Genomic DNA, 24716 nt, shown 5'->3' on the forward strand with positions numbered 1-24716 from the left:
TGTGCCCACGGATTCTCTTGTTGCTAGTTATTTCGTTGCGTTGTCCCAGGCACTGTCAAGACCTTCGATCAGGTCTTCCTCCGTTGCATCTTCGTTCAGGAAGAATTCCTGTGTTGCAGGGGTAAAGTCATTCTGAATGACTCCTGCAGGGAAGTAGTTGATCGCCCACGGAATCGTTTCGCCGCTATTGGAAGCTTCTAGTACATCCTCGGAAAGCGGGTCGACTTCTCCGGCGTCAATGTTCGTCATTGCCGGCAGGAATCCGAATTCTTCTACAACGTACTGCTTACCAGTTTCACTTGTGTGCATCCATTCAAGAAAATCATTTGCTGCTGCGATTTCTTCTTCGCTCTTCGTACCGTTTACTGCCCAGTTCCCACCTACACCTACAGACAATTTATCATTACCCATAAGTGGGAATGGCATCATGCCGACTTCGAAGTCCAGGTCATAGTCCTGAAGAACTCCGTAAGACCAGTTCCCCTGGTGGACCATTGCTGTTTCGCCGTTCGCAAAAGCTCCCATCTGTTCATCGTAGTTCACATCCATCGGGTTGACCCCGTGTTCTTTGATCGCTCCCATGAACTCACCGAACTTCTGGAACTCTTCCGTTTCTGTCATCGATGTATCGCCAGCTGTCAGATCATCGATATATGTTCTATAGTCATCCTGAAGCGCGAATGGATAGTTGCTTGGATGGCCGATAAGGAAAAACGCTTCCTTAGAAAGACTGATTGGATTGACGTCCTCGCCTTTCAATCTCTCCATTTCACTTACAAACGACTCATAATCCGTGATGTCTTCTTCATTTACAAGATCCTTGTTATAGACAAGGCCGAACCCTTCGATACCATAAGGGATGCCAACAAGCTTTTCACCATTCATCAGCCCCATGTTAGGAGCGATGTTCTGCGTATAGTCCAGATCGCTCATGTCATGGACGTAAGACTCAAGTTTTTTTGCTTCCCTTTCATTTCCCAGGGTAAAAATAGAAGCGCCCTGCTCACTGTTCAACTTGATCTGCAGTTGAGAGAAGTAATCGTCACCGGTCGTACCGACGATTTCCACTTCCACCCCTGTTTCTTCTGTGTATTTGGCAGCAAGGTCTTCGAGCGCATCAGAAATTTCAACCTTACTTTGGAAAATGGTGATTTTCTCCCCATTTCCGCCTTCCCCGTCTCCGGAACCTTCTTCACCGGAATCTCCTCCGCAAGCTGCTAGAACCATTAATAAACTGATAAAGACCAACGAAAAGAGTGACTTCTTTCCCATTTTCATTTGAGTTCCTCCCTAAATGTTTTAAGATATACCTTGAAATGAAAGAATCATTTCCCACGAACGCCGTTGTCGAAAACGTTTTCGTGAAAAGGCTTACATGTAGTGTAGTCCTTTATCCTTATCGGAGTCAACACTATTTCACGAATATGTATATACAAATTTACAGAGCGGCAAATGAAACAGTGAAAAATGTTGATTTAACGGCCCTCCAGAGGTTTTAATAATATACGATTTTTTGTTGAAAAATCTGACGTTTCAATAAAATAAGAGGTGAATTCCTATAAAAAAGGACTCATGGAACAAATCAACTGTTCCATGAGTCCCTTTTCTCTATTATTATTAAAAGTTACTTTTCCCCACTCAATTCCACTAGAATCTTCGCTTGGGATTTGTCGTTACTAAGAGCTTCAAATCCTTTATCTACAATATCTTCGAGTTGAATCTTATCGGTAATGATACCTCGTGGATCCAACTGCCCGGTTCCTATAAGGTCGACCGTCTGCTGAAAGGTGGTCGGTGAATAAAAGATGGTTGATGTCACTCTCATCCCACTCCCGGTCAGCTGCTTTGGATTCCAGTCGTTCGATTTCGCAAAAATAGATACAACAAACATCATTCCAATCATCTTGGTTTTCGCCTTTTAATCTCTATATTCAATTCCAAGATGGTTTTTCACCCACTCCTAGAAAGGAAGAAGTTTGGAAAATGAACTTGGTGATGAGAATTCCAGCTAACAACATTCAGGCGCAATTAGGCATGGAAATAGTAGCTGAGAATGACAATGGGTCATGAACAATCAGAGAAATGAAATTTGGGGATCAAAAAAAAGCTTTACCAGGATTAGAACAAATTATAAACAAGAAGAATTTAATAATATTATTGATCAATAGGAAGAAAATGGAGAAATAATTGTGCCACTTGAAGATGTCTATGTCCTAGAAATGGGCTATATTTTAAAATTTAAAGAACGGGATATTGTAACATTCAATTAAACCAAAATTATGTGTTGATTAAAATTAAAATTAATTATTATCGTATTCTATAGGAAAGCGCGGGGACGGTTCGAGACCAGTGAATATAAAACTACAAAAACGCTTACCACCAAGAGTTAAAACCCTTGGTGGTAAGCCATTATTTAGTTCTCTAAGCTATGTAGTGAGGGAGGCACCGGCATTTAGGAAGCGCACGAACCGTCCCCGTGCTTCACCCGCGCTTCAGAGAAGTGTTTATTGCCCCTTCCCCATTAAGGCAGTAATTGAACGATATGTTTGACGGCATCTGTCAAATCTTTTTGGGACCAGCTTGGTAATTTCCCGTGCTGAACGGCGAGTTCATGAGAAGCCGGAATATGGATAAATCCAGAAGGTATTTTCAGATGATTTGCATGAAAATGATAAAGCGCTTGATACATCACATGATTACATAGGTAAGTTCCAGCGCTATTTGAAACCTCAGCCGGATACCCTTGCGATTGTAATACTTCTACAAAGCTTTTTATTGGTAACGTAGAAAACAATCCATCCGGTCCCTCGTTTTGGATCGGTTCTCCATCTGGTGTATTTCCTTCGTTATCTTTTTCATTACTTTCGTTGCAGTTGATTGCAATCCGCTCAGGTGTGATTTTGTGGCGGCCGGCAGCAAGTCCGAGCGAGATGACTGCATCCGGTTCGACGTCATCTATATGCTCTAAGACTTCACGGCCTGACTTGTTATAATCTACGGATAGAATCCTCCCTTCTATCCGGTATCCATTCAACTCTTTTCCTTTCAACTCCTCCACGATTTGATTTGTTGGGTTTATCGGGAAGTCGAGGAATGGTTCAAATCCTGTGAGTAAGAGTTTCTTCATTGATTGTTTCTCCTTTCATGATTAAAGGTCTTTTTCTTTCGATAATGTGATATCCACCTTCTTGATAATTGGATGTGGATTGTTTATGAGAGATTACTTCTAAGATTGATGTATTAAATACTTTCTGTGCTTCTATACATAGCTTTAAGTCGTTCCCATATACCGTTTCGTCTGCCGCCTCAGATATCAAATCCGCACTGACCCAGTCTGGGAACCTTGAAATAGCCACATGAGATTCCGGGTCTGGATGTGTCTCCCATGTAAAAAACAATAATGATCCTGTTTGCTCTACAGGGAAGACATCAGGGAGCCACTGGTGGCCATACTTTTTATATCGGTCCATCCATTCCTTATTCTTCTCCTCAAGTATGGTTCCCTGGACCTTTTCCATCATATGATTTTGGATTTGTTCTAATAGGTCCCTCTGCTTCTCATACCTGGATCCTTGCAACTTACGCGCAATGCCGTAAATTAAAGCATTAGGAAGCCAGTAAGATTTCTTAAAACGCGGGGGGCTATTATATCCAGCAAAAGGCTGGATCCATTCATGAGCCGGAATCCCATGATTATCAATCACAATGTCAGGAGCCCAGCGGTGCATAATATCAGTAACGACTCGGGCTTCCCCGAATGGAGTAGATTGATAACGATGTTCCGCATACTCCAATCCGACAGCATTATACCTTGCCGCATGATGCTTCCATTCTGGGTTTTCCTTCGTCATTTCCTTGTGAATACAATCTCCATCTGGGTTTGCATTAGGGATGACAACTATGTTCAAATGATCGATCCTCTTCTTCTCAGATAATTCATCCATAAGTTCAATGACGGATGGGCGACTAGAGACCTCATTAGCATGGTGTCCGGCTTCTATGAGAACAGTAGGCTTATAGACAGAAAGTTTCTTCCGAGATAGGTAAGATTCATTGGTTTTTGTAAACCATTCATAAACAGGGATCCATCTCCCTTTATAGGATTGCTCAGGAATCCACCTAAATGATGCACTTTTACTGTTTAGTACATGTTCACCAACTTTGATGGAACTCGGGGGAGGAGACGATGTCTTCTCCGATTTGAATACGCCGTCTATATCCTTCATGATTTCGGTTGGATACGTGTGGTTTGAAGAGAAAGTGAGACCAATCACAGCCCCCTCTTTAAAGCCTGCATGTTCTCTTTGATAGATTTTAATATAGGCTTTAGGTTTAGAGCCTTCCCGTACTTTCATAAATGGGTAGACCCCACCCGGAGAATGCTGATTTTTGCTATGGATATCAAAGAAATGGAGCGTATTAAAATACAGATCTTCATGTAAAGCTTCCAAGGAAGAAATACGCTCATGTTCTACAGGAAGCTTTTCCTCTGGTTCACTCATTTCAACATCGATTTCTATTCTGTCGAATAACGGCTGGCCTTCATTCATTTTCAAGTTAGCTAAAAAGGAGTCTAAGACGTGTGACTGATAAAATTGGTAAAAGTTTTGACGGTCGGTTGAAAAAGCTTTCTGTTTACATACTTCGCCACCTACCATCCAACGAACCTCGTTTGAAACAGGATAAACACGTTTCTTTCCATCTACATAATTCATAGAATCAATCGGGACGAGAATCGTTTCTTCTAAAATAACACACCCGCTTTTATCATAGACTTCCATAATAACCTGAGAATCTTGTTCATCATTCAGTTCAAAGGTAACGACATCCTTATGTAAAGAAAGTTCTTCTCCAAGCCATTCATCCAAAGGATAAAGCTCCTGAATCCAGCGAATAGGTAACTCACACCCATCTGCATTCATTTCTTCCTTACAAACAAATTTGATGTGACCAATCTCTGAAGCTACTTTCCTCAAACCTTCAATCCAATCTTCCATCACTATACAGACAATCGGTTTGAAAGAAGAGTAAACATTCACCTTTTCTACACCCGTCATCTTTTGAACTTTGTTTCTGATTTTCTTTCTTTCAGATAATGGCTCTGATAAGAAAATGGTGATTTCATCAGCTTCATTTGAATGATGGGTGCGGATAAGGTCTAAACAAACAACCGTTTCACGTTCACCTTCCCACTCTAAACTTGAAACGACATACTCTTCCTGTGTTGGATCTAAATCAGGCCGTTCCCAGAACGAAACATTGCCGCCTTCACGCCAATGCTTATCATGCAGCAAATAACGGACAGCATGACGTAAGGCAAGGCCTTTCCCTTGTACCTTTATCCTTTCTCCTTCTAACTTAATTTCACACTGTCCTTTGTTCTGAGTCTCAATTTGAAGAAAGACATCGGCCTCCCCAACGTTTGTCATTGGTAATTGCAACGCTGTGGATGACATTCCTATTCTAGCTGCCCCATAACAAATATCGAGGAAAATTTCCTGGGAAATACCTTTATCAACATGAATAGACAAGGATTGTTTGTGAGTAGGATTTGGTGTCGAATCACTAATAAAGGCATCATATTCCCAAAGCTCTGTGAGACTTTTGACTGCACTTTTTTTATATTGGGGATCTTCATCACATTTCGGAAAAGAAACAGGGGTTTTCTCCCCTTGTTCCACCCACCATTCTTCCTCACTAAAATAAATCGTTTCCACGGGCTTTTTGTCCATATCGGCTACCGGCCACTCGCAAGCAAGAAATTGAAGGAACCGACTTACTTCCTGCTCAGACCTGTAGTGAACAGATAATCGTCTGGATGTTTGGTGAAGTTTCAATGCCGTGACCTTCTCATCCTGAACGAAGTCCATCTGATATTCTGCTTGTTCGTTCCCGTTGAGAAAGTCAAAAGTCAAAGCAGTGGTTTCAAAGCCAAGCCGGGCACAAAAATCAATAAGACCTGAAGGAGTGAACTCTTCAGGCAATTGAAGGTTGACGTTGATGTGATCTGGAACTCCGTCTTGATTTTGATCAGCAATGAGATAACCTGGTTCCCAAAACTCTTTTAAATCATTCATTTTTTCACCTACACATCAAGATTTGGATCAAACTTATCCCTGAGCCAATCGCCGAATAAATTGAACCCTAATACAGTAATCATAATCGCAATACCTGGGAATGTAGCGGTCCACCACGCTGAACTGATGTAGTTACGACTATCTGATAACATACCTCCCCAGGAAGGAATCGTTGGATCCACTCCTAAACCTAAAAAGGTGAGAGAAGCTTCGAGTAATATGAACTCAGCAATGAAAAGTGTACTTAGAACCAAGATGGAGGAAACTACATTAGGGAAGATGTGTTTCCCTATAATTCTAAGATGAGACCCGCCAACCACTTTTGCAGCTTGGATATATTCCAGTTCTTTCAGCGACATGACCTGTCCCCTGATCAGACGGGCAAAACCGACCCAATAAGTTAACCCCAGGATGATAACAATTTTCCAAATTCCAGTACCTAGTACACTCATAATAATGATGGCAAACAAAATAAATGGGAAAGCAAGCTGAATGTCAGCAAGTCGCATAATAAGATCATCCATCCATTTACCAACATAACCAGAGATCAATCCTAGAATTGTTCCTACAACCATTGCCAATAGGACGCCAAAGAATCCAACCATCAAGGAGATTCTTGCCCCATAAATGATTCGGCTGAATAAATCACGTCCGATCTGATCAGCACCTAGTAAATATTCTGTATCCGCCCCTGATATAGAAGGCGGAGCAAGTCTTGAAATCAATTGGGCTTCCGTTGGGTCCATAGGTGCAATCCAAGGTGCGAATAATGCACAAGATACGCTGATTAAGACAAGCAGCAATCCGAACATTCCCGACGCGTTTTTCAATAGAAATGATCTCAAACGAAACTTTTTCTTCGGTGTATCCTGTTGCACTTCTTCTTTTTGTTCATACATTACAGGTTCCATTAGCGACTGCCTCCTCCCGCTTTGATTCTCGGGTCAATCAAGCTATAGCTGATATCAACAATCAAATTCACCAAGACCATAATTATGGCAAGCGTAATGACGCCACCTTGAATGACAGGGTAGTCCCGTTGATTGATGGCATCGATGATCATTCGACCGACTCCGGGCCATGAAAAGACTTGTTCAATAATCACGGTTCCGCCCAACAGGGAACCAAACTGAATCCCGAGGAAAGTAATTGTCGGAATCAAAGCGTTTCGGAAGGTATGGCGCATGATGACGACCCACTCTTTCAACCCTTTTGATCGGGCTGTTGAAACATATTGTTGCGATAAGTTTTCAAGCATGGAAGACCGGACTAATCTCGCAAGAATTCCTGATAGGATCATCCCAAGAGCAATGGAGGGCAGGATTAAATATTGAATCCCCTCATAACCCGAAGCCGGCAGCCATTGAAGGTTCACAGAAAAGATCAAAATCAGCATAATCCCCAGCCAAAAGTTCGGAAAGGATATTCCGATAAGGGAGAAGATACGACCAAAGAAGTCTACAGATGTTCCTCTTTTCACGGCTGATAAAATGCCTACAGGAAAGGCGATCAACATAGCAACAAAAACCCCTCCGAATGCTAGCAGCAAAGTGGCTCCCATTTTGTCTGCCACCATCTCTGTCACTGGTAGGCCGGTCCGAAATGATTCTCCAAGATCAAATATTGCTAGATTTTTCAAGAAGACTAAATATTGAACTGGTAAAGGTTCGTCAAGACCAAGGTTTTCTCTTACACTTTCAATCGCTTCCGGAGAAGGTTCGCCAGCGGCAAACATGACGGTGACCGGATCACCAGTCAGACGGATACTAAAAAAGATAATAACGGAAATGGCCAATAGAACTAATATACTATGTAATAGACGTCGAATAATGAACTGTAACACAATGTCCCCTCCTATCAATTAATGATATAGAAGAAGGCAGGGGGTTCCTCCTGCCTTCTTCCATTCAACTATTCGACGGTTACTTCTTCTAAACGCATACGATCTTCGTGAGGTGGCTGGAAGTTTTTCACACGGTCATGGACAGCATAAAGAGCAACTTCAGAGTAAAGGTTCGCTTCGGGAGCCAATTCATGCAGGCGCTCCGTCAGCTTCATGAAGATTTCTTCACGTTTTTCCTGATCGACTGTTGTACGTTCTGCTTCCAACAGTTTCTCTACTTCTTCATCATAGAATGAAGGGTTCCAATGCTCTCCTTCGTGGTACATGAGATAAGCCGTGTTATCAAAGTCGAGCGTCCATCCGCCCCAGCCTTGACGGTACATGTGCCCAGCTTCACCACTTGGAATAAGGTCAGAAATCAAGGTGTTACTATCGACACTTTCAATGTTCGCTTTCAACCCAACTTCTTCAAGGTAGTAGGACACGACTTGAGTAATTTCTTTGAAGTTCCCATCGTTACCAGGAATGAAAATGTCTACTTCCGTCCCTTCAGCGACGCCAGCTTCTTCAAGAAGTTGCTTCGCTTTTTCAGGATCATGTGGATATGGCTCTAGGTCAGGGTTATTACCGAAAGAAAGCTCACTTTGGAACGTACTGATTTTCTTTCCGTACCCTCCCAGGATTTCCTCAATGATGGCATCTCTGTCGATTGCATAGTTTACCGCTTGTCTTACACGCTTATCATCGAATGGTTCTTTCGCTGTATTGAACCGTAAAGAATAAGCTGTTGGGGTTCCTACCTCTTCAACTGAAAGAGATGGGTGATCCGTCAAAGATTCGACCTGACTGATTTCCACACGTTTCATGATATCGATTTCGCCTGTTTGTAATTCAGCCAGACGTGTGGATGCTTCAGGAATAAAACGGAACGTCACTTTATTAAGTTTCGGAATGCCGTCTTTCCAGTAGTTTTCATTCTTCTCAAGCACAGCATTTCTATCCTGTTCATAAGAAGTCATCTCGAATGGTCCTGTACCTACAGGGTTTGTATTGAAATGCTCATCCCCATTTTCTTCAATATACTTAGGAGGAACGATCACGGCACCATAACCAGCAAGTTTCGTCAAAAGGACAGGGTCTTTTTCACTCAAGTTGAAATTAACCGTATATTCATCAACAACTTCTACATTATTAATGGATGTATAGTTGGCTTGTTGTGGCCCTTGGGCACCTTCTTCACCAAGTAAACGATCGAATGTAAACTTAACAGCATCTGCATTGAAAGGTTCTCCGTTATGGAAAGTCACCCCTTCACGTAGTTTGAATTGTAGAGTTGTATCGTCTACATACTCCCAACTTTCAGCGAGGCCTGGTTGCAGTTCAAGGTCCAAGTTACGATCAACTAGCCCCTCGAATACTGATGTCGCAACAGTACTCCAATCCAACAAGAACGTATCGATCGGGTCCCAGTTCTGTGGATCGCCAGGAACTCCTATCACTAACTCATTTTCTCTGTCTTCTACTTCAATCTCGCTTGTATTTTCGCCACTACTTTCTTTTGACTCCGAGCTGCAGGCAGCTAGCAATAGAACGACAAATAATAACATGAAACTCCATCTTGCATTCTTCATATTCTACTCCCCCATTTTTGTGATTTTCGGTACATATGGATAAGGTTCTGAAAAACCTAACTGATCGGAAAGCGTCTCACAGACTTCCCACATGAATGATGCATATTTTTCCGCCTGTTCTGGCGTGACAGTCGACGCGAATCCAGCCACACTGATCCCTGCTGCAATTTCCCCGAACCGGTCAAAAATCGGTGTTCCTACAGACGCTGTCCCTTCTTCAAGTTCCGATTGACTGTAGCTATACCCTAGCTCTCGGGTTTCTTTTACCTTTTTCATAATCTGCTCATCATCCATCATCGTTTGAGAGGCATACTTCTTTTTCTCCTGCTGTAAAATCCGTTGAATCTCCTCATCCGGTAAAAAGGATAACAGTGTACGAGGACAGGCCCCTGCATAGAGAGGAGCTCTTCTCCCGATTTTCGTGTATAACCGGACAGGCTTATCACTCTCTACTTTCTCGATGTATATCGCTTCATCCTGATCCATGATAATTAATTGAACGGACTCTCCGAACTCCTGCTGCAGCTTCCTCATATGAGGAAGAGCGAGCCCACGGACTTCGAACTGACTCGAAACCATATTTCCAAGCTCGATCAGACGTGTGCCTAACTGATACATTTCTCCATCGATAAATACACCATTCTGATAAAAACTCACCTTTTGAATAAAACCTTCCTCTTCAAGTGTCTTCATTAACCGGTACACCGTCGCTTTCGGAAGATCTGAGGCCTCAGAGATTTTATCGAGCCTCCAATAAGGGTTTTTTTCTGTAAAAAATCTTAGAAGTTGAAGTGCTTTCGCTAATGTTTTACTCATCCTACCCAGTCCGTTCTGGTTCTGCAGGCTGATCATATAAATGGCAGGCTACATACCGTCCGTTTTGATTTTCCAGCTGAGGTCGTACTTCAGAACAGATATTCATTTTCATTGGACAACGTGGATGGAAAGCGCAACCTTTAGGTGGATCGGATGGACTCGGGACATCTCCTTCTAAGATGATGTCCTTTTTCTTCCGCTTTGGATCCATCACAGGTACAGCAGATAACAATGCTTCTGCATATGGATGAAGAGGTCGGTCATAGAGTTCATGTTTTCCGGCCATCTCCACCATCCGCCCGAGGTACATGACACCAATACGGTCACAAAAATGTTTAACCACACTCAAATCGTGAGAAATAAATATGTACGTTAAACCCAATTCCTTTTGTAAGTCACGCAATAGATTCAGTACTTGAGACTGGATAGAAACATCCAATGCCGATACAGGTTCATCTGCAATGATGATACTCGGTTCACAAGCTAAAGCTCTTGCTATACCAATCCTTTGCCGCTGACCGCCACTAAATTCATGAGGGTGGCGGTCAATTTGTTCAGGTCTTAATCCTACCTGACCCATCAACTCAAGGACCCGTTCTCTTCTAGCTTTCTTCCCTTCACACAATCCGAAGTTAATGAGAGGCTCCTCGATAATTTCTCCAACTTTCATTCTCGGATTAAGGGAAGCAAAAGGATCCTGAAAAATGAATTGTATTTCTCTCCGTAGCTCTTTCATTTCCTGCTTGGAGGTTAGGGTTATATCCTTACCTTTATAAAGAATTTCGCCATCTGTCGCCTCGATTAATTGTAAAATGGTTTTGCCTGTGGTGCTTTTCCCACACCCAGATTCCCCAACAATGCCAAGGGTCTCTCCTTTATTCACATGAAAGGATACATCATCCACGGCTTTGACTTGATTCAACGTCTTCTTACCGAAGATGCCCCCTTTAATAGGAAAGTACTTTTTTAGATTTTTCACTTCAAGAATGGTCTCCTGCGCCAACTTCCTCCCTCCCTTCCTGAATATTTGAAGCTTCCTCATGATATAGCCAACAACGGCTCTTCGATTGTTCATTGACATCGAACAATGGAGGTGTCTTATGACAAGCTTCAAATGCATGCTTACAACGCGGAGCGAATCGGCACCCTGAAGGCATTTGCTCCGGTGTCGGCACCGTGCCGCTGATCGAGGATAAATACTCTTCATCCTTGTCCATATTTGGAACGGATGCGACCAACCCTTTTGTATAAGGGTGTTTAGGTGATTCAAACAGCTCTTCTACGGTCGCTTCTTCGACAACTTCTCCTGCATACATCACTATGACGCGGTCACAAGTTTCCGCTACTACACCTAAATCATGAGTGATCATCACAATGGACATATTCATCTCATCTTGTAGGGACTGCATGAGCCGTAGGATTTGCGCCTGAATCGTAACATCCAAAGCTGTTGTCGGCTCATCAGCAATCAATAATCCCGGATTACAAGACAAAGCCATCGCAATCATAACCCGCTGTCTCATACCACCAGATAACTGGTGCGGATATTCATGCAGGACCTGATCGGCACGAGGTATACCAACTAATTTCAACATATGTAATGCACGATCATACGCCTCTTTTTTCGTTTTTTTTGTATGATTACGCACTAGCTCAGCGATTTGGAAGCCAATGCTATAAACAGGATTAAGAGAAGTCATCGGTTCCTGGAAAATCATCGCCATTTCTTTTCCACGTTTTTTTCTATAAGCATTCTTGGATAACTGGGTAAGCTCTTCTCCATTAAGAGATAAGGAACCACCTGTCACCGATAATGCTTGCGGTAAAAGGTCCATTATGGACAAAGACGTCATACTTTTTCCGCACCCTGACTCCCCTACGATTCCGAGTGTTTCTCCTTCATTGACAGAGAAGGAGACCTTATTTACAATATTTCTTCTATTGTTGTCGATTTTCACCGACACTTCCAGGTCTTTCACATCAAGGACTTTTGACACGATCACCCCTCCATTTCATTATTTGAAATGCGATTTCATTTTCTGGACACCTATAATATTACATAGTAGTCAGAAAATTTTCAAGCTTTTTAATAATTAAAAATTTAATTTAAATATAAAAAATACGTAAGGAGCTTTCCCTACGCTTTGGTTTATTCAAGAATATTAAGATTTCCTTTGATAAGCTTTTCTTTGACAATACTCAGTTGACCAGTCTCATGAAGCAGAAATAGATACTTGTTGATACTTGGGCCTTTGTACCAGTTTATATAAACCTCGGGGTCCCCCACCCAGCTATCCCCTTGCACTGAGAAAAAGCAGAACCTTTACCAAAAGCCCCTACCGCGAGAACGTCACATCTGGGGTCAGGTCTCTCATACTCAACAACCATTGATTACTAATATCGTAGAAGGCCCTGACCCCACTTCTCGTCCAGTACACCACATCCAGCTGACGCTCTCTAATCAACATATGATCAAGGAAGTAGAAGCATGGGGACGGTTCTACCGCTTCCAAACCGAAGCATGAGGACCATCCCCGTGCGTCAACTGCATCCTAAAATAGCAATGAAACCCAAGGCCAGTCCCCACTCCGCTAACACTCTAGTAGAGTAGGTTACGGATAATTCTTCACATAACGGTTATAAATTATTGTATTCAGCTTAAACTAAAATCCCCTTCAACCTAGTCTCGATATTCCTCCAATTTTCCGCTAAATCAACACTGCAGATTTTTATGTTAAAACCCTGCATTTCATAATTCAGTTGAAATGATTGGTAGACTCTAGGATATAACAAAATTCCAACCGCTTTATCACCGTTCCGCTTTCTCCTGTCATTCTCTAAATAGGCATATATCTGATACAAATGACCACTCCGGACCATTTCCTTGCCTTTAAACTCAACCAAACCATGCTGATAGAATTTTGTATCAATAATGTATTTTTGATTGTCTGCTTCCATAGAAATGTCCGTATGCATCAGAGGCAAGTATTCATTATTCTCACCGATTGCTCCCCAGTCCAATGTTTCACTTCTGGCATTCGATCCTGAATACTCGTGCCTGTAAAAATTTTTAACAAAATTCTCAAAGAGCCTGGCCAATTTCATATGGTCTCGGGAAAAATCATTAAATGCGGATTCACCCGTTCCCTCATGCAATAACACATTTTCAGAGATAAATTGACAAATATTCAATATAAATCGATAGTGTTGATTATTTCGATGTAATTTAACCTGGTTAAAGAATTTCGGTTTTAATTCAATTCTTGAAACACCTCGAAAGTACATTAGCATCCTTTTCAAGTCTTCATAATACTCGTGTTCCAAATGCTCATACATACTCAATCTAAGCATTGTTACTTTTATCAATTGATTATGCAAAATATCAGGGGTAAATTCTTCATGTTTAATATGCATCTTTCCTTTTTTATAGGAAAAGTTCTCAATTGATTCTTTAAAAAGCAGCTTACCCCGAATAACCCCTGATTCTTCCCTCACTGGGGTATACTCTCTATAAAATCCTCTTTTGACTAAGGATTTAACCTTTAAAATAAGAATTTTACTCAATAGATTAATGATATCTTTCTCATCTTCACCATATACATCTATCATTCGGCTTTCATGGGGGTGGTCCCATGCATATGCCAGCATATAGTAAATATTTTTAACAGGAATTTTACTGGTATCTGTTGAGGAGTTCATGAACCTTATCCTCCTGATCAAACCAATATTCTTTTAAAAGTGGTTTGATTTCCAGTCGAAGAACGCGTTCAAACCACCCCTGCTCATCTGTAATATCATGATCTGGTGTAAAATAACTATGTCCAACTTCAAATCCTTTGCCAAGATTAACTTTGTCATTAACAATCTCCGTATTTATTTCCTTCATAAGTGAAACAATTGTCGCAATAAAACCCTGGCTAACACCTTTTGTCTGCAGAAATTCTTTAAATGAATCTGTATCAAATCCAGGCTCTAATTCAATAAAAGCAAACCGCCGGCGCAACGCATAGTCCACCATAGCCAAAGAACGATCAGCCGTATTCATCGTACCAATCACATATACATTTTCGGGAATGTAAAAATGCTCTCCTTCTTTACTGTATGTAGTCTGTATTTCAAACTCTTTTCCTCGTTTATCCGCTTCAACCAGCATCATTACTTCACCAAATATTTTAGATAAGTTGCCACGGTTGATTTCATCAATAATGAAATAGAAATTCTCTTCAGGCTGCTCCTGTGCTTTCCTGCAGAATTTATAAAACAATCCATCCTGAAGAACAAAGCGCCCTTCCGTATCAGGCTTAAACCCGCGAATAAACTCCTCATACGAGTATGATTGGTGAAACTGAACCATTTCAATGTTATCAAGAGATTTCAATTCCATATGGTAATAAGCCAGACGTTTCGCTACAAACGTTTTACCAACTCCTGGAGGGCCCTGTAATATAATATTCTTTTTGTAGTCTAACGATTCTATCGCATCCTCTACTTTTTCAAGATCCATAAACAAGTCCCTGGTTATGTCTTCAACTGTATACGGTTCACTTTCGTTTACTTCGTATTCACTTTCAGGCTCTTTAATAATTTCTATCTTCTGCAAAACTTCCTGTAAAAAGTCTTCGTATGGAGTAACATCTGTTAACGTCTTCTGATGAATAGGCAAATCGGAAACATCCCATTCACCATACCTAATCCATTCAACATCTCTGAAAGAATGCTGTGCACCATTTTCCGGACTATATTGGTATGGAGATACAACCTGGCCAAATGCAATCAATTGAGATGTACCAGCTTTAATGAAGACGTAATCTTCCTCTTTCATTTCTCTCACAAACTGCTCATTAGCGAGTGCATCATTTCTGGGATTGTGATCATAATCGTGCTTTTCTTTCAGTGACTGTGCTATTTCCTTCTTATCCTTATATTTGCTCAGATCACCCAGTTCGTTCCAGCCGATGGAAATTTGTTCTTTGTCCTTGAAATAGCTCCAATACTTTCCGTTCTCACCTGCAGCAAGCAACCAATATTTCGGTGCTTCATTTTCAATGGCGTGCTTATCCTTAAATTTATTAAAAATAAAACTGAAAAACTGATCGACTTCATAATAAATTGGCAGATTGGTTTGTCGGCCAATAACGTTTTCATAAGCTGGTGCTATATCATGGACTTTTATTGCTTTTTGATATTTCATAAACCTCGTTGAAAAAGTATCGCCTCTCTGATAACTAGGGTCTATTTCCAATTCATTCTCAACTGCCACTTTATCCCGTTGATTATAAAAACAGTACTCTTCTGGGAAAATGTTGCCTATTATTTCACTTAGAGCATTGGTGCCAATTCCAAACAGTTTATACTTTTCATTATTCAAAAATTGATCCATTCGATATTCTAATGGGTCACTTCCATGAACTAAATACAAAAAGCTCTCCCGGTATTTATCTATTGAGGCAGCATTCATCTGACCAAATGCACGACTTCGTGCAATTGCCATACGGTAAGCATTAACTTGCTGTCCTATAAGCTGAAAATCCTCCCATTCCATTGACTTAATATATTCTGGATCTCTAAACTTTTGAAAGTAACGATAACTTTTTTCCAGGTATTCAAATTCCTTAGAGAAGTTATCGAATTCCTCTTTATAGTACATTAAATATTTTTCAATTAACGATTTATCAACTCGTTCTTCCAACAGCTTCGGATCATTCCAAAATTTTAATAACATGTCAAATTCATCATCCGTTAATTTGTAATTGGTTAATTGGGCTAACCGCATTATTAATAAACTCCGGCTTTCAGGAAGTTCCTTTAACTTATGACGAAGAAGCATACCTTCCGACTCATTCAACCGGGTTTCTATAACCCCCAATTCAACTTGTGGATACTCTCTATCACTATCTAACGGTTCACTGTGCACCTCAGCTAAAGCAATTATTCCCCCTGTATTTTTTTCACCGCCGTCTGAACGCCAAATAAATACTTGGTCACCTTCCTTAACTTCATGCGTGTGGTGTTTCTGACGAATACTCCAGTCGATGATTTTTCCTTCTTTTACATACTGATTAATATCGTGCAAATCAGGATATTTATCTTCATTTATAGTGAACTGTTTTGGGTTTCCTTGGAAAATCCACTTTGACATAAATCCATTCCCCCGTAACTTCTTTTGCTTTAAGTATATCAATGAATCTGTTTCATGTCCTAAACACCTTAATTAATAGTCTGCTTTATATTTTAACTTCTTACTCCTTCAACACACCTCATTTTCATAAATTCTATCGTCCACCCGTAAACCCCTCCCATACTGGGAAAACAATTGCAAATACATCAATTTCGTAATAAAATCCTTTTGGATGAATTTCCCTATTAGTTGGTGTATTGTTCGCATTCCTATTGTTGCCTCGTTATAATGAGGAAACCTTAACCGAATGGATTGGAATTGGGATTAAAGAAGCAGCACCAATTCTGTTGATCACAGGTGCTGGTGGAGCATTTGGAACGGTAATTAAAGCAACCGCTGTTGCTGATTTCATCCAAGGATTCGGTGGAAATGCATTCTTCACAGGAGCAATGTTCTTACTCATTCCGTTCCTGATTGCTGCGGCGTTAAAAACAGCACAAGGATCGTCAACAGCTGCACTTGTTATCACTTCAACTTTAGTTGCACCATTACTTCCTGAAGTAGGTATAACTGGTGCCTTACCGCTAACTTTAGTCGTAATGTCGATAGGTGCAGGTGCAATGGTTGTTTCCCACGTTAATGACAGCTACTTCTGGGTAATTAAAGAATTTAGTGGTATGTCAGTAACTCAAGCATATAAAGCACAAACCGCCGGAACGCTATTGCAGGGATCTGTCGCGATTATAGTCACATTTGTTTTATGGATTGTGCTAGTTTAGTATTTAATGAACTTTGGTCAGCGTTCAAGAGAGTTAATCTCTTGGGCGTTTTTTCTTTGTGAAAAATCTTGAGCAGTAGAATCTTGGGGGTCTAATCTTGGGGTCTGACCCCACCCAAAAATAGAAGTGGAATAAATCCGCTTCTGTAAGTTAAAATTCGATATCTTCTTCCTCTTCAGGGGGCATGTATTCTATTGCTTCTATACCCTTTGGAAAGTGTACATTTTCCCTAGATATCATATAACCGAAACGATTAATGACTTCTTTTCCCTGAACTACATACTGGCCACCATCTTAATGGCTCACTATGGTGAATGGGTTAATTACTCTGATACAGCTGAAGTGGAATGTAGTGTTGAATTTAATTTTTGTTGGGATCTTGAGATGAAAATTTCTAAAATGAAATCAGAAAAACAAACAATTAGCAGGTAGGACACCCGAACCTTTCCTGCTGCAAGCTAAGAAGATTAAAAAAACGTCCATACACTTTCACGGCATATCCTTCGCTCTAGCTGCGGTATTCCATGATGTGGGTGGGGGTCACTGACCCCAGGATTAAAGATATTGCTGATTCTAATAGCTCATTTCTGTTTAGGTTCACTGGAAGGTTAGAAGATTTGTGCTGTTTTACGATTCGGAGAGCAAAAGGAAAAATAACCATAAAAAAAGCAGGCGTAGGCCTGCTATCCGTTGTATGTATTTAATTTTTGTTTCGACTCGTTCTGTTTAGTACCGAAGCGACACGTAGGGAATGACAAAAAATGATCTTTCCTTTTCGATCAATCCCCAGTACACCCAATTATACATTAATAGATTCGGGTCGATATGCTAATTGATTAGCGACATCTTAGATAAGCTAAATACCTTATTCACTTATTGAAAGTGCTTTGTGCACATTTGTGTGGTTATTGCACAAATCACACAAAATGTAATGAACCTGTTGACCTCTGTAACACAGTCATATATTATAAAAATCAACAAATGCACATTATTAATGCATCAAACACATATGTGCAAAAAATGAGGGGAGGGTACAAATGGATTGGGATGAAGAGAGAAGACTCATTAAAGTAGCAAAGATGTATTACAAAGATCAAATGACCCAGAATGAGATTGCTAAAAGTTTAGGAATCTATAGAACGACCATCACTAGATTGCTTCAGAAAGCAAGAGAAAAAGGCATTGTTCAAATCGATATTAAAGGTGAATATTCAGAGCAAGTTGACTTAGAGGAACAATTATTAAAGCGCTTTAGTATTAGTGAAGCTGTCGTCATTCCTTCAACGTCTCAACAGACGGAGCAGGAAAGAAAAACGGAACTGGGAAGGGCTTCTGTCAACCTATTAAATAAAACAATAAAAGATGGGGATGTTGTAGGCTTTGCTTGGGGAAGTACGCTTGGCAGCATGGTCAGTGCTTTAGAACGCTACAAATCAAGGAAAGCAGATTTTGTTCCTTTAGTTGGCGGCCCAGGAAAGATGAATGTGGATCACCATGTCAACACCATTGTGTATAATCAGGCAAAAGCATTTGGAGCTACTGCTCATTTTATTGATTCAGCAGCAATTGTCCCTTCTACTCAATCGCGAAATGAAATTTTTGAATCCGCTTACTTTAAAGATGTTTTAGACTTATGGGGGAAACTTACAGTGGCTGTTGTGGGAATTGGAACCCAATTAAGTTCATCGAATATGATTTTTTCGGGGTTCTTAGGTGAAGAGGATTACAAAAGTTTAGAAAATCAAGCAGCGATTGGAGATATTTGTTCCCGTTTTTTCGATGTGAACGGAAAGCCCATCGATGGGAATGTAGGTGATCGAACGGTAGCAATTGAACTCAATAAGTTAAAAGAAGTCAATTACTCTATTGGGGTTGCAGAGTCCGTTGAGAAGACGGCGTCTATAGTCGGAGCCCTTCGAGGAAACTATATCACCCATCTAATAACAAATGATTGTACCGCTAAGTCACTCCTAGAGTTTACTAGCGATGAGGAAGGAAGAGAATCTCGATGATTTTTGCATTACTTATGACAATTGCTTCTATGTTTCTAATTCAAACGGTTTTAGGTATGGGCCAAGTGAAAAATTTCAATAAGTATTATTCAGAGATGAGAAGTGAAGGCAAAGTATCTATTGGAAGATCAAAAGGTCTTATTAGAACGGGTGTAGTTTTATTAATCTCCATAGATCAAAAAGCAAGGATCAAAAGGGTTAAAAAAATGCAGGGACTAACTGTATTTGCTCGGTTTAAAGATGTAGATGGGTTGGAAGGTCAACATTTACTTAAGGTGGATAATCAAGTGTTAGATCATTTTGATCGGTTTACAACTAAAGCGCTTACGGATGCTCAGCATGTGTATAGAGTTGTTCAGGCAGGGGGAGAACCTCCTAAGCCAAAAAGTCCACTGCAATCTGTTTTAAAATTATTTAAACGAAAAGAAGAGGTGAAACAATAATATGGATTATCTAGTAAAAGGAGCAGAGGGATTTATAGGGATTTTTGAAAGAGGTGCGGAAACATTTACGGGATTTGTTACGGATATTATCCCTCTATTAATAATGTTGCTAGTAGCTATGAACGCACTTGTACACTTGATTGGGCAAGAGAGGGTTGAAAAGCTGGCACAAAAATCTTCTGGGAATATATTTACACGTTATTTAGTATTACCGACGCTAGGGACATTTTTGCTGTTGAATCCTATGACCTTGTCACTTGGCAGATTCCTACCAGAAAAATATAAGCCAGGATATTATGCGTCGGCGAGTTATTCCTGCCATTCAATGAATGGACTGTTCCCACATGTCAATCCAGCAGAACTATTCGTGTTCCTGGGTGTTGCAGCAGGTATTGAGCAGTTAGGCTTTTCCCAAGCTGAATTAGCTCTTCGTTATTTCCTTGTCGGTATGGTTATGAATATGTTCCGTGGCTGGATTACAGACATATGTGTGTATTATGTAGAAAAACAACAAAACGTGAAGTTGCCTAATACGTTGAAAGGGGAGCAGACAAGTGCCTAATCAATACAATACTGTAGTTATTAAAAAAGGAACAGGTGGATTTGGCGGACCTTTAGAAATCACGCCGACTCAAGGGAAAAATAAGATTGTCAATATTACTGGTGGTCCTATTTCTTCTGTTGCAGAGCGGTTGGCAGAGTTAACAGGGGCTGAAATCGTTAATGGATTTAAAACGAGTGTTCCTGAAGAAGAGATGGCCTGTGTCATCATTGATTGTGGCGGTACATTACGTGCCGGTTTATATCCTAAGAAACAAATTCCAACCATAAACATTATGTCTACAGGTCCAAGTGGACCAATGGCTGATTATATAAAGGAAGATATTTATGTTTCCGGGGTCAAGCCGGAACAAATTCAACAAGTTGATGAGCAAAGTGCAACAGTAGCTCAGGAAAAAGAAAGAGAGCAAGAAGACCTAAACCAAGCGACTGAAGAAAAATATGATACTTCGAAAAAAGTAAGTGAGCAATCTTCTGAGAACTTGATGACCAAAATCGGAATGATGATGGGAAATGTCGTTGGTGTCTTTTATCAAGCTGGGCGTGAAACTATTGACACCGTTCTCAAAACTATTTTGCCTTTCATGGCATTTGTGGCGATGTTAATCGGTTTAATTCTTGAAACGGGCATTGGGGACCTATTTGCAAACGTTCTTTCTCCTTTAGGAGGAAGTATTTGGGGATTGATATTAATTTCAGTCATCGTGTCATTCCCGTTGCTCTCTCCTTTCTTAGGACCTGGAGCTGTAATTGCACAAGTAGTTGGTTCACTAATTGGTGTAGAAATTGGAAGAGGAAATATTCCACCGCAATTTGCATTACCAGCCGTTTTTGCAATAAATTCCCAAGCTGCAGCAGACTTCGTACCAGTCGGTTTGGGACTAGCTGAAGCCGAACCAAAAACTGTTGAAGTAGGTGTCCCTGCAGTTCTTTATGGAAGATTTTTAACTGGTGCACCAACCGTATTTGTTGCATGGCTAGCCAGTTTCGGTATGTACGAATAATAGAAAAATAAAGGAGAGATCGGTATGACTCAAATATATAAAACGACAATTACAGAATTAGGTCCATCAGTAGAAGCTTTTTTAGAAGAAAAAATTCTTATTTTGTTTAAAGGCAATGCCCCTGCAGAGCTGGCAGAATACTGTGTGTTGCATGAAGAAAACAGGTTAGATAGTGAGATCGAAGCAAAAGATACACTGAAAATCAAAGAAACTTCCTACCAAATTACTGCGGTAGGAAGTGCTGTTAATAAAAACCTGGATGAATTAGGACACATCACATTGAAATTCGACGGAAAAGATGAGCCAGAACTTCCGGGGACCATGTCTTTGGAGAAAAAAGAGCTCCCTAGTGTTAGACCTGGCGATACGATAGAAATCATCCGATAAAAAAACAATTCAATAGAATACTAATATTACAATAGGAGGAGATCAATTATGACAACTTCATGGTTAGAACTAGATGAGAAAGTAGCAATTGTAACAGGCGGAGCATCTGGAATTGGTTCAGAAATCACAAGAGAATTAGTTAATAACGGAGCAAAAGTTGTAGTATCAGATATAAATGTGAAAACCGGGGAAGAACAGGATGGTATCTATCACATCCAATGTGATGTAACGAATAAAGAAAGTGTTGACGCAATGGTGGCTAAAACAGTTGAAGTATTTGGAACTGTAGATATATTGGTTAATAATGCCGGCGTCAATACACCAAGATTACTGGTAGATTTTTATGGGGAAAAACCAGAATACGAATTGTCTGAAAAAGATTTTGATTTTATGACGGCAGTTAATCAGAAAGGTCCATTTCTTTGCGCGCAAGCTGTTTCAAGAGAGATGATCAGGAAAGAAAAAGGAGTTATTATTAATACGACATCTGAAGCAGGTAAAGAAGGGTCAGCAGGGCAAAGTTGTTATTCAGCAACAAAAGGAGCTGTAAATGGATTTACTCGTTCATGGGCAAAGGAATTGGGCAAATTCAACATTAGAGTAGTTGGTATAGAACCAGGTATAAACGAAAAAACGGGAATGACTACAGATGAAAATTATAAGGCCTTAGCTTATACAAGAGGCGTAAAGGCGGATAATATAGATTCAGATTATAGTAAGTCTATTCCTTTACAACGTGTTGGCAAGTTGAGTGAAATGGGTAACTTAGTAGCTTACCTTGCTTCAGATCGAGCAAATTATATTACTGGAACGAATGTAAATATTACTGGCGGAAAATCTCGTGGATAATATATTTTTTCAACGATAAGTAAGCATCATTGTTGAGTAGAAAGCTAACGGAACAATAGATCAGGAGGAAAAAATGTTAAAATTATATATCGATTCAGCTGATGTAGATAAAATCAATGATTTAAATCAATATTTCCCAATTGCAGGTGTAACGACGAATCCTACCATTTTGGTCCAAGAAGGAAAGCCTTATCTAGGAATTTTGAGTGAAATTCGCAGTGTGATTGGGGATGAAAAAGATCTATTCGTTCAAATGCTTGGAGACACTGCAGAAGAAATAGTGGAAGAGGCTCACTACTTAATTACTAAAATATCAGGAAACCTTATTGTGAAAATTCCTGCCACAAAAGAAGGTATAAAAGCAATCAAGATACTTTCGGCAGAAGATATTTCTACATTAGCAACGACTGTTTATAGTCCGTTCCAAGCACTGCTTGCAGCCATGGCTGGTGCCGATTATGTTGCTCCTTACGTGAATCGTATTGATAACCTGGCTTTCAATGGAGATAAAGTTGTAACAGATATTGCGCAATTATTTAAAAGTTATGAGACGTCATGCAGTATTTTAGCCGCAAGTTTTAAAAATTTACAACAAGTACAAGATGTTTGTTTGTCGGGGGCAGATTCTGTTACAGTCAGTCCAGACTTGGTAGAAAAGATGATTGATTTTCCTTCAACTTCAGTTGATGTAGAAGTATTTAAAGATCAATGGAGAAATTTAAATGGAGAAAACTGCACCAATTTAATGAATACTTGATTTTTGTATAAGACAGAATAAATGGAAAAAAGGAGGGTTATGCTCATGCATTTCCCTCCTTTTTAAAATTGAAGGTGACGACTTGTTTTAGTTAGCTTTATCTCATGGCGTTGATCAGGCCCCCTTCGGACAATGTTGTAGTATCATTTTCCAAAAGACTACGATTTGAGATTTCCCCCCTTTCTTTACTCAATAATATGGCCCGATTCATAAGCATAGAAAGAGCGATCATCTTTTATTAGATAATCGCTCCCTTATCTGGAAGACTTAATATCAAGATAACTAAAAGAGACAACGGCTTTGACACTATTTCTCTATATAGATTCTTTCATACTTTTTTACATAAAAAAGAGCCAATCAAAATGTTGATTGGCTCTTCATATGGGATAAATTTATTGATTACCTTTTTTCACCCAATCTCCGACTGTAACTGTTCGCTTAGCTTGGTGTTTAACAGCATTTTCAACGTCTTCGACCATTTTGCCATCTTGATCAACGGTTACACTTGTTCCGTATGGGTTTCCACCTGCCCCAAACAGTACAGAATCTCACTGACCCCCACCCAGCTAAAGTCCACCGCGTTAAAGTAATAAAATGAGATTATTCCACTCGTACTGAAAAGAAGCAAAACCTCTACCAAAAGCCACTACCGGGAGAACGTCACATCTGGGGTCAGGTCTCTCATACTCAACAACCATCACTAATATCGTAGAAGGCCCTGACCCCACTTCTCATTCAGAACACCATATCCAGCTGACGCTATCTAATCAACATATGATCAAGGAAAATATGGCCCTAGTTTCAAGGAATTCACTTTTGTTGTCGGTTTCAGGAGATTTTTGTTAAAAAAACCATTACTTATGATATGGCTCCCCCCTCATAATCTTAAACGCACGATACACCTGCTCCACCAACATCAACCGCATCAACTGATGAGGAAACGTCATCTTAGAAAAAGACAACCCATAATTACTACGCGCAAGCACCTCATCACTCAACCCTAACGATCCACCAATTACAAAAGCCACTTTGCTTTTTCCGTAGGTTGCGAGGTCATCGAGTTGTTTGGCTAGTTTGTCTGATGTGAGCTGTTTGCCTTCGATTTCGAGGGTGATCACATGGGCATCTTGTTGAATTTTTGCGAGGATGCGTTCGCCTTCTTTTTGTTTTACTTCGGTCATTTGGGCTTCGCTTAGATTTTCGGGTGCTTTTTCGTCGGGGACTTCTACGATATCGACTTTGGCATAGGGGGTGAGGCGTTTGATGTATTCGTCGATGCCTTGTTTTAAATATTTTTCTTTTAGTTTGCCGACACTGATGATGGTAATTTTCATATCTGCTGCCTCCGTGTGGTTATTTTCCTTTAGTGTATCATTTTTGTTGAGCGGTTTTTAGGTTAGGGGGTTATCAATTTGAGTTAAAAAATAGCCCTTTCCCCA

Annotated in this window: 19 protein-coding genes and 3 pseudogenes; 8 read left to right on the top strand and 14 right to left on the bottom strand. The window is 40.3% G+C overall.

Features of this window, described 5'->3' with window-relative positions; all coding sequences use genetic code 11:
- Window positions 1–27 precede the first annotated feature (27 nt).
- From ACFQIC_RS04170 to ACFQIC_RS04225, 12 genes and pseudogenes are all read right to left on the bottom strand, one after another.
- Window positions 28–1278 carry a sugar ABC transporter substrate-binding protein gene (locus ACFQIC_RS04170; RefSeq protein WP_204708851.1) on the bottom strand — a complete coding sequence of 417 codons (1251 nt, stop codon included), beginning with the start codon at window positions 1276–1278 and terminating at the stop codon, window positions 28–30.
- A gap of 346 nt (window positions 1279–1624) precedes the next feature.
- A pseudogene (locus ACFQIC_RS04175) lies at window positions 1625–1909 on the bottom strand (butanediol dehydrogenase); the annotation flags it as partial.
- Between the two features lie 612 nt (window positions 1910–2521).
- The gene (locus ACFQIC_RS04180) at window positions 2522–3127 is read right to left on the bottom strand and encodes a pyroglutamyl-peptidase I (RefSeq protein WP_204708850.1); all 606 of its coding nucleotides are present in this window, start codon (window positions 3125–3127) and stop codon (window positions 2522–2524) included.
- The gene (locus ACFQIC_RS04185) at window positions 3099–6077 is read right to left on the bottom strand and encodes a M14 family zinc carboxypeptidase (protein WP_204708849.1); all 2979 of its coding nucleotides are present in this window, start codon (window positions 6075–6077) and stop codon (window positions 3099–3101) included. Before ACFQIC_RS04185 ends, ACFQIC_RS04180 begins: the two co-directional genes overlap by 29 nt.
- An 8-nt stretch (window positions 6078–6085) precedes the next feature.
- Window positions 6086–6988 carry an ABC transporter permease gene (locus ACFQIC_RS04190; protein WP_390216960.1) on the bottom strand — a complete coding sequence of 301 codons (903 nt, stop codon included), beginning with the start codon at window positions 6986–6988 and terminating at the stop codon, window positions 6086–6088.
- Complete coding sequence (gene nikB / locus ACFQIC_RS04195; RefSeq protein WP_204708848.1) at window positions 6988–7920, bottom strand: nickel ABC transporter permease; 933 nt, start codon at window positions 7918–7920, stop codon at window positions 6988–6990. The genes ACFQIC_RS04190 and nikB overlap by 1 nt, the downstream gene beginning before the upstream one ends.
- Before the next feature lie 68 nt (window positions 7921–7988).
- Window positions 7989–9551 (bottom strand): ABC transporter substrate-binding protein, encoded by a 1563-nt coding sequence (locus ACFQIC_RS04200; protein ID WP_204708847.1) that lies wholly within the window; start codon window positions 9549–9551, stop codon window positions 7989–7991.
- Between the two features lie 3 nt (window positions 9552–9554).
- Window positions 9555–10367 carry an IclR family transcriptional regulator gene (locus ACFQIC_RS04205; protein ID WP_204708846.1) on the bottom strand — a complete coding sequence of 271 codons (813 nt, stop codon included), beginning with the start codon at window positions 10365–10367 and terminating at the stop codon, window positions 9555–9557.
- 1 nt (window position 10368) lies between these two features.
- Complete coding sequence (locus ACFQIC_RS04210) at window positions 10369–11370, bottom strand: ABC transporter ATP-binding protein (RefSeq protein ID WP_390216961.1); 1002 nt, start codon at window positions 11368–11370, stop codon at window positions 10369–10371.
- Window positions 11348–12364 carry an ABC transporter ATP-binding protein gene (locus ACFQIC_RS04215; RefSeq protein ID WP_204708844.1) on the bottom strand — a complete coding sequence of 339 codons (1017 nt, stop codon included), beginning with the start codon at window positions 12362–12364 and terminating at the stop codon, window positions 11348–11350. The genes ACFQIC_RS04210 and ACFQIC_RS04215 overlap by 23 nt, the downstream gene beginning before the upstream one ends.
- A 661-nt stretch (window positions 12365–13025) precedes the next feature.
- Window positions 13026–14066, bottom strand: a complete 1041-nt coding sequence (locus tag ACFQIC_RS04220) for a 5-methylcytosine restriction system specificity protein McrC (protein ID WP_204708843.1) — start codon at window positions 14064–14066, stop codon at window positions 13026–13028.
- Window positions 14041–16506 (bottom strand): AAA family ATPase, encoded by a 2466-nt coding sequence (locus ACFQIC_RS04225; RefSeq protein WP_204708842.1) that lies wholly within the window; start codon window positions 16504–16506, stop codon window positions 14041–14043. The genes ACFQIC_RS04220 and ACFQIC_RS04225 overlap by 26 nt, the downstream gene beginning before the upstream one ends.
- Before the next feature lie 215 nt (window positions 16507–16721).
- On the opposite strand from ACFQIC_RS04225, the pseudogene ACFQIC_RS04230 reads away from it, so the two are divergent.
- The 8 genes and pseudogenes from ACFQIC_RS04230 to ACFQIC_RS04265 form a co-directional block, all read left to right on the top strand.
- Window positions 16722–17264 (top strand): annotated as a pseudogene (locus ACFQIC_RS04230) (GntP family permease); the annotation flags it as partial.
- Between the two features lie 1037 nt (window positions 17265–18301).
- Window positions 18302–19276, top strand: a complete 975-nt coding sequence (locus tag ACFQIC_RS04235) for a sugar-binding transcriptional regulator (RefSeq protein ID WP_204708841.1) — start codon at window positions 18302–18304, stop codon at window positions 19274–19276.
- Window positions 19273–19719 (top strand): transcriptional regulator GutM, encoded by a 447-nt coding sequence (locus ACFQIC_RS04240; RefSeq protein ID WP_204708840.1) that lies wholly within the window; start codon window positions 19273–19275, stop codon window positions 19717–19719. Before ACFQIC_RS04235 ends, ACFQIC_RS04240 begins: the two co-directional genes overlap by 4 nt.
- A gap of 1 nt (window position 19720) precedes the next feature.
- Window positions 19721–20281, top strand: coding sequence for a PTS glucitol/sorbitol transporter subunit IIC (gene srlA, locus ACFQIC_RS04245; protein WP_204708839.1), 561 nt, complete (start codon window positions 19721–19723; stop codon window positions 20279–20281).
- Entirely contained in the window at window positions 20274–21284 is a 1011-nt protein-coding gene (gene srlE / locus ACFQIC_RS04250; RefSeq protein ID WP_204708838.1) for a PTS glucitol/sorbitol transporter subunit IIB, read from the top strand. The genes srlA and srlE overlap by 8 nt, the downstream gene beginning before the upstream one ends.
- 24 nt (window positions 21285–21308) lie before the next feature.
- Entirely contained in the window at window positions 21309–21671 is a 363-nt protein-coding gene (locus ACFQIC_RS04255) for a PTS glucitol/sorbitol transporter subunit IIA (protein WP_204708837.1), read from the top strand.
- Window positions 21672–21719: 48 nt separating this feature from the next.
- The gene (locus tag ACFQIC_RS04260; protein ID WP_204708836.1) at window positions 21720–22520 is read left to right on the top strand and encodes an SDR family oxidoreductase; all 801 of its coding nucleotides are present in this window, start codon (window positions 21720–21722) and stop codon (window positions 22518–22520) included.
- Window positions 22521–22593: 73 nt separating this feature from the next.
- Complete coding sequence (locus tag ACFQIC_RS04265; RefSeq protein WP_204708835.1) at window positions 22594–23277, top strand: transaldolase family protein; 684 nt, start codon at window positions 22594–22596, stop codon at window positions 23275–23277.
- 392 nt (window positions 23278–23669) lie between these two features.
- Here ACFQIC_RS04265 and ACFQIC_RS04270 read toward each other — a convergent pair.
- Both ACFQIC_RS04270 and rlmH read right to left on the bottom strand, forming a co-directional pair.
- A pseudogene (locus ACFQIC_RS04270) lies at window positions 23670–23825 on the bottom strand (NAD(P)H:quinone oxidoreductase, type IV); the annotation flags it as partial.
- Between the two features lie 306 nt (window positions 23826–24131).
- Entirely contained in the window at window positions 24132–24611 is a 480-nt protein-coding gene (gene rlmH / locus ACFQIC_RS04275; RefSeq protein WP_204708834.1) for a 23S rRNA (pseudouridine(1915)-N(3))-methyltransferase RlmH, read from the bottom strand.
- Between the last annotated feature and the right edge of the window lie 105 nt (window positions 24612–24716).

The sequence above is a fragment of the Halobacillus seohaensis genome (assembly GCF_042663045.1).
GTDB lineage: Bacteria > Bacillota > Bacilli > Bacillales > Halobacillaceae > Halobacillus_A > Halobacillus_A seohaensis.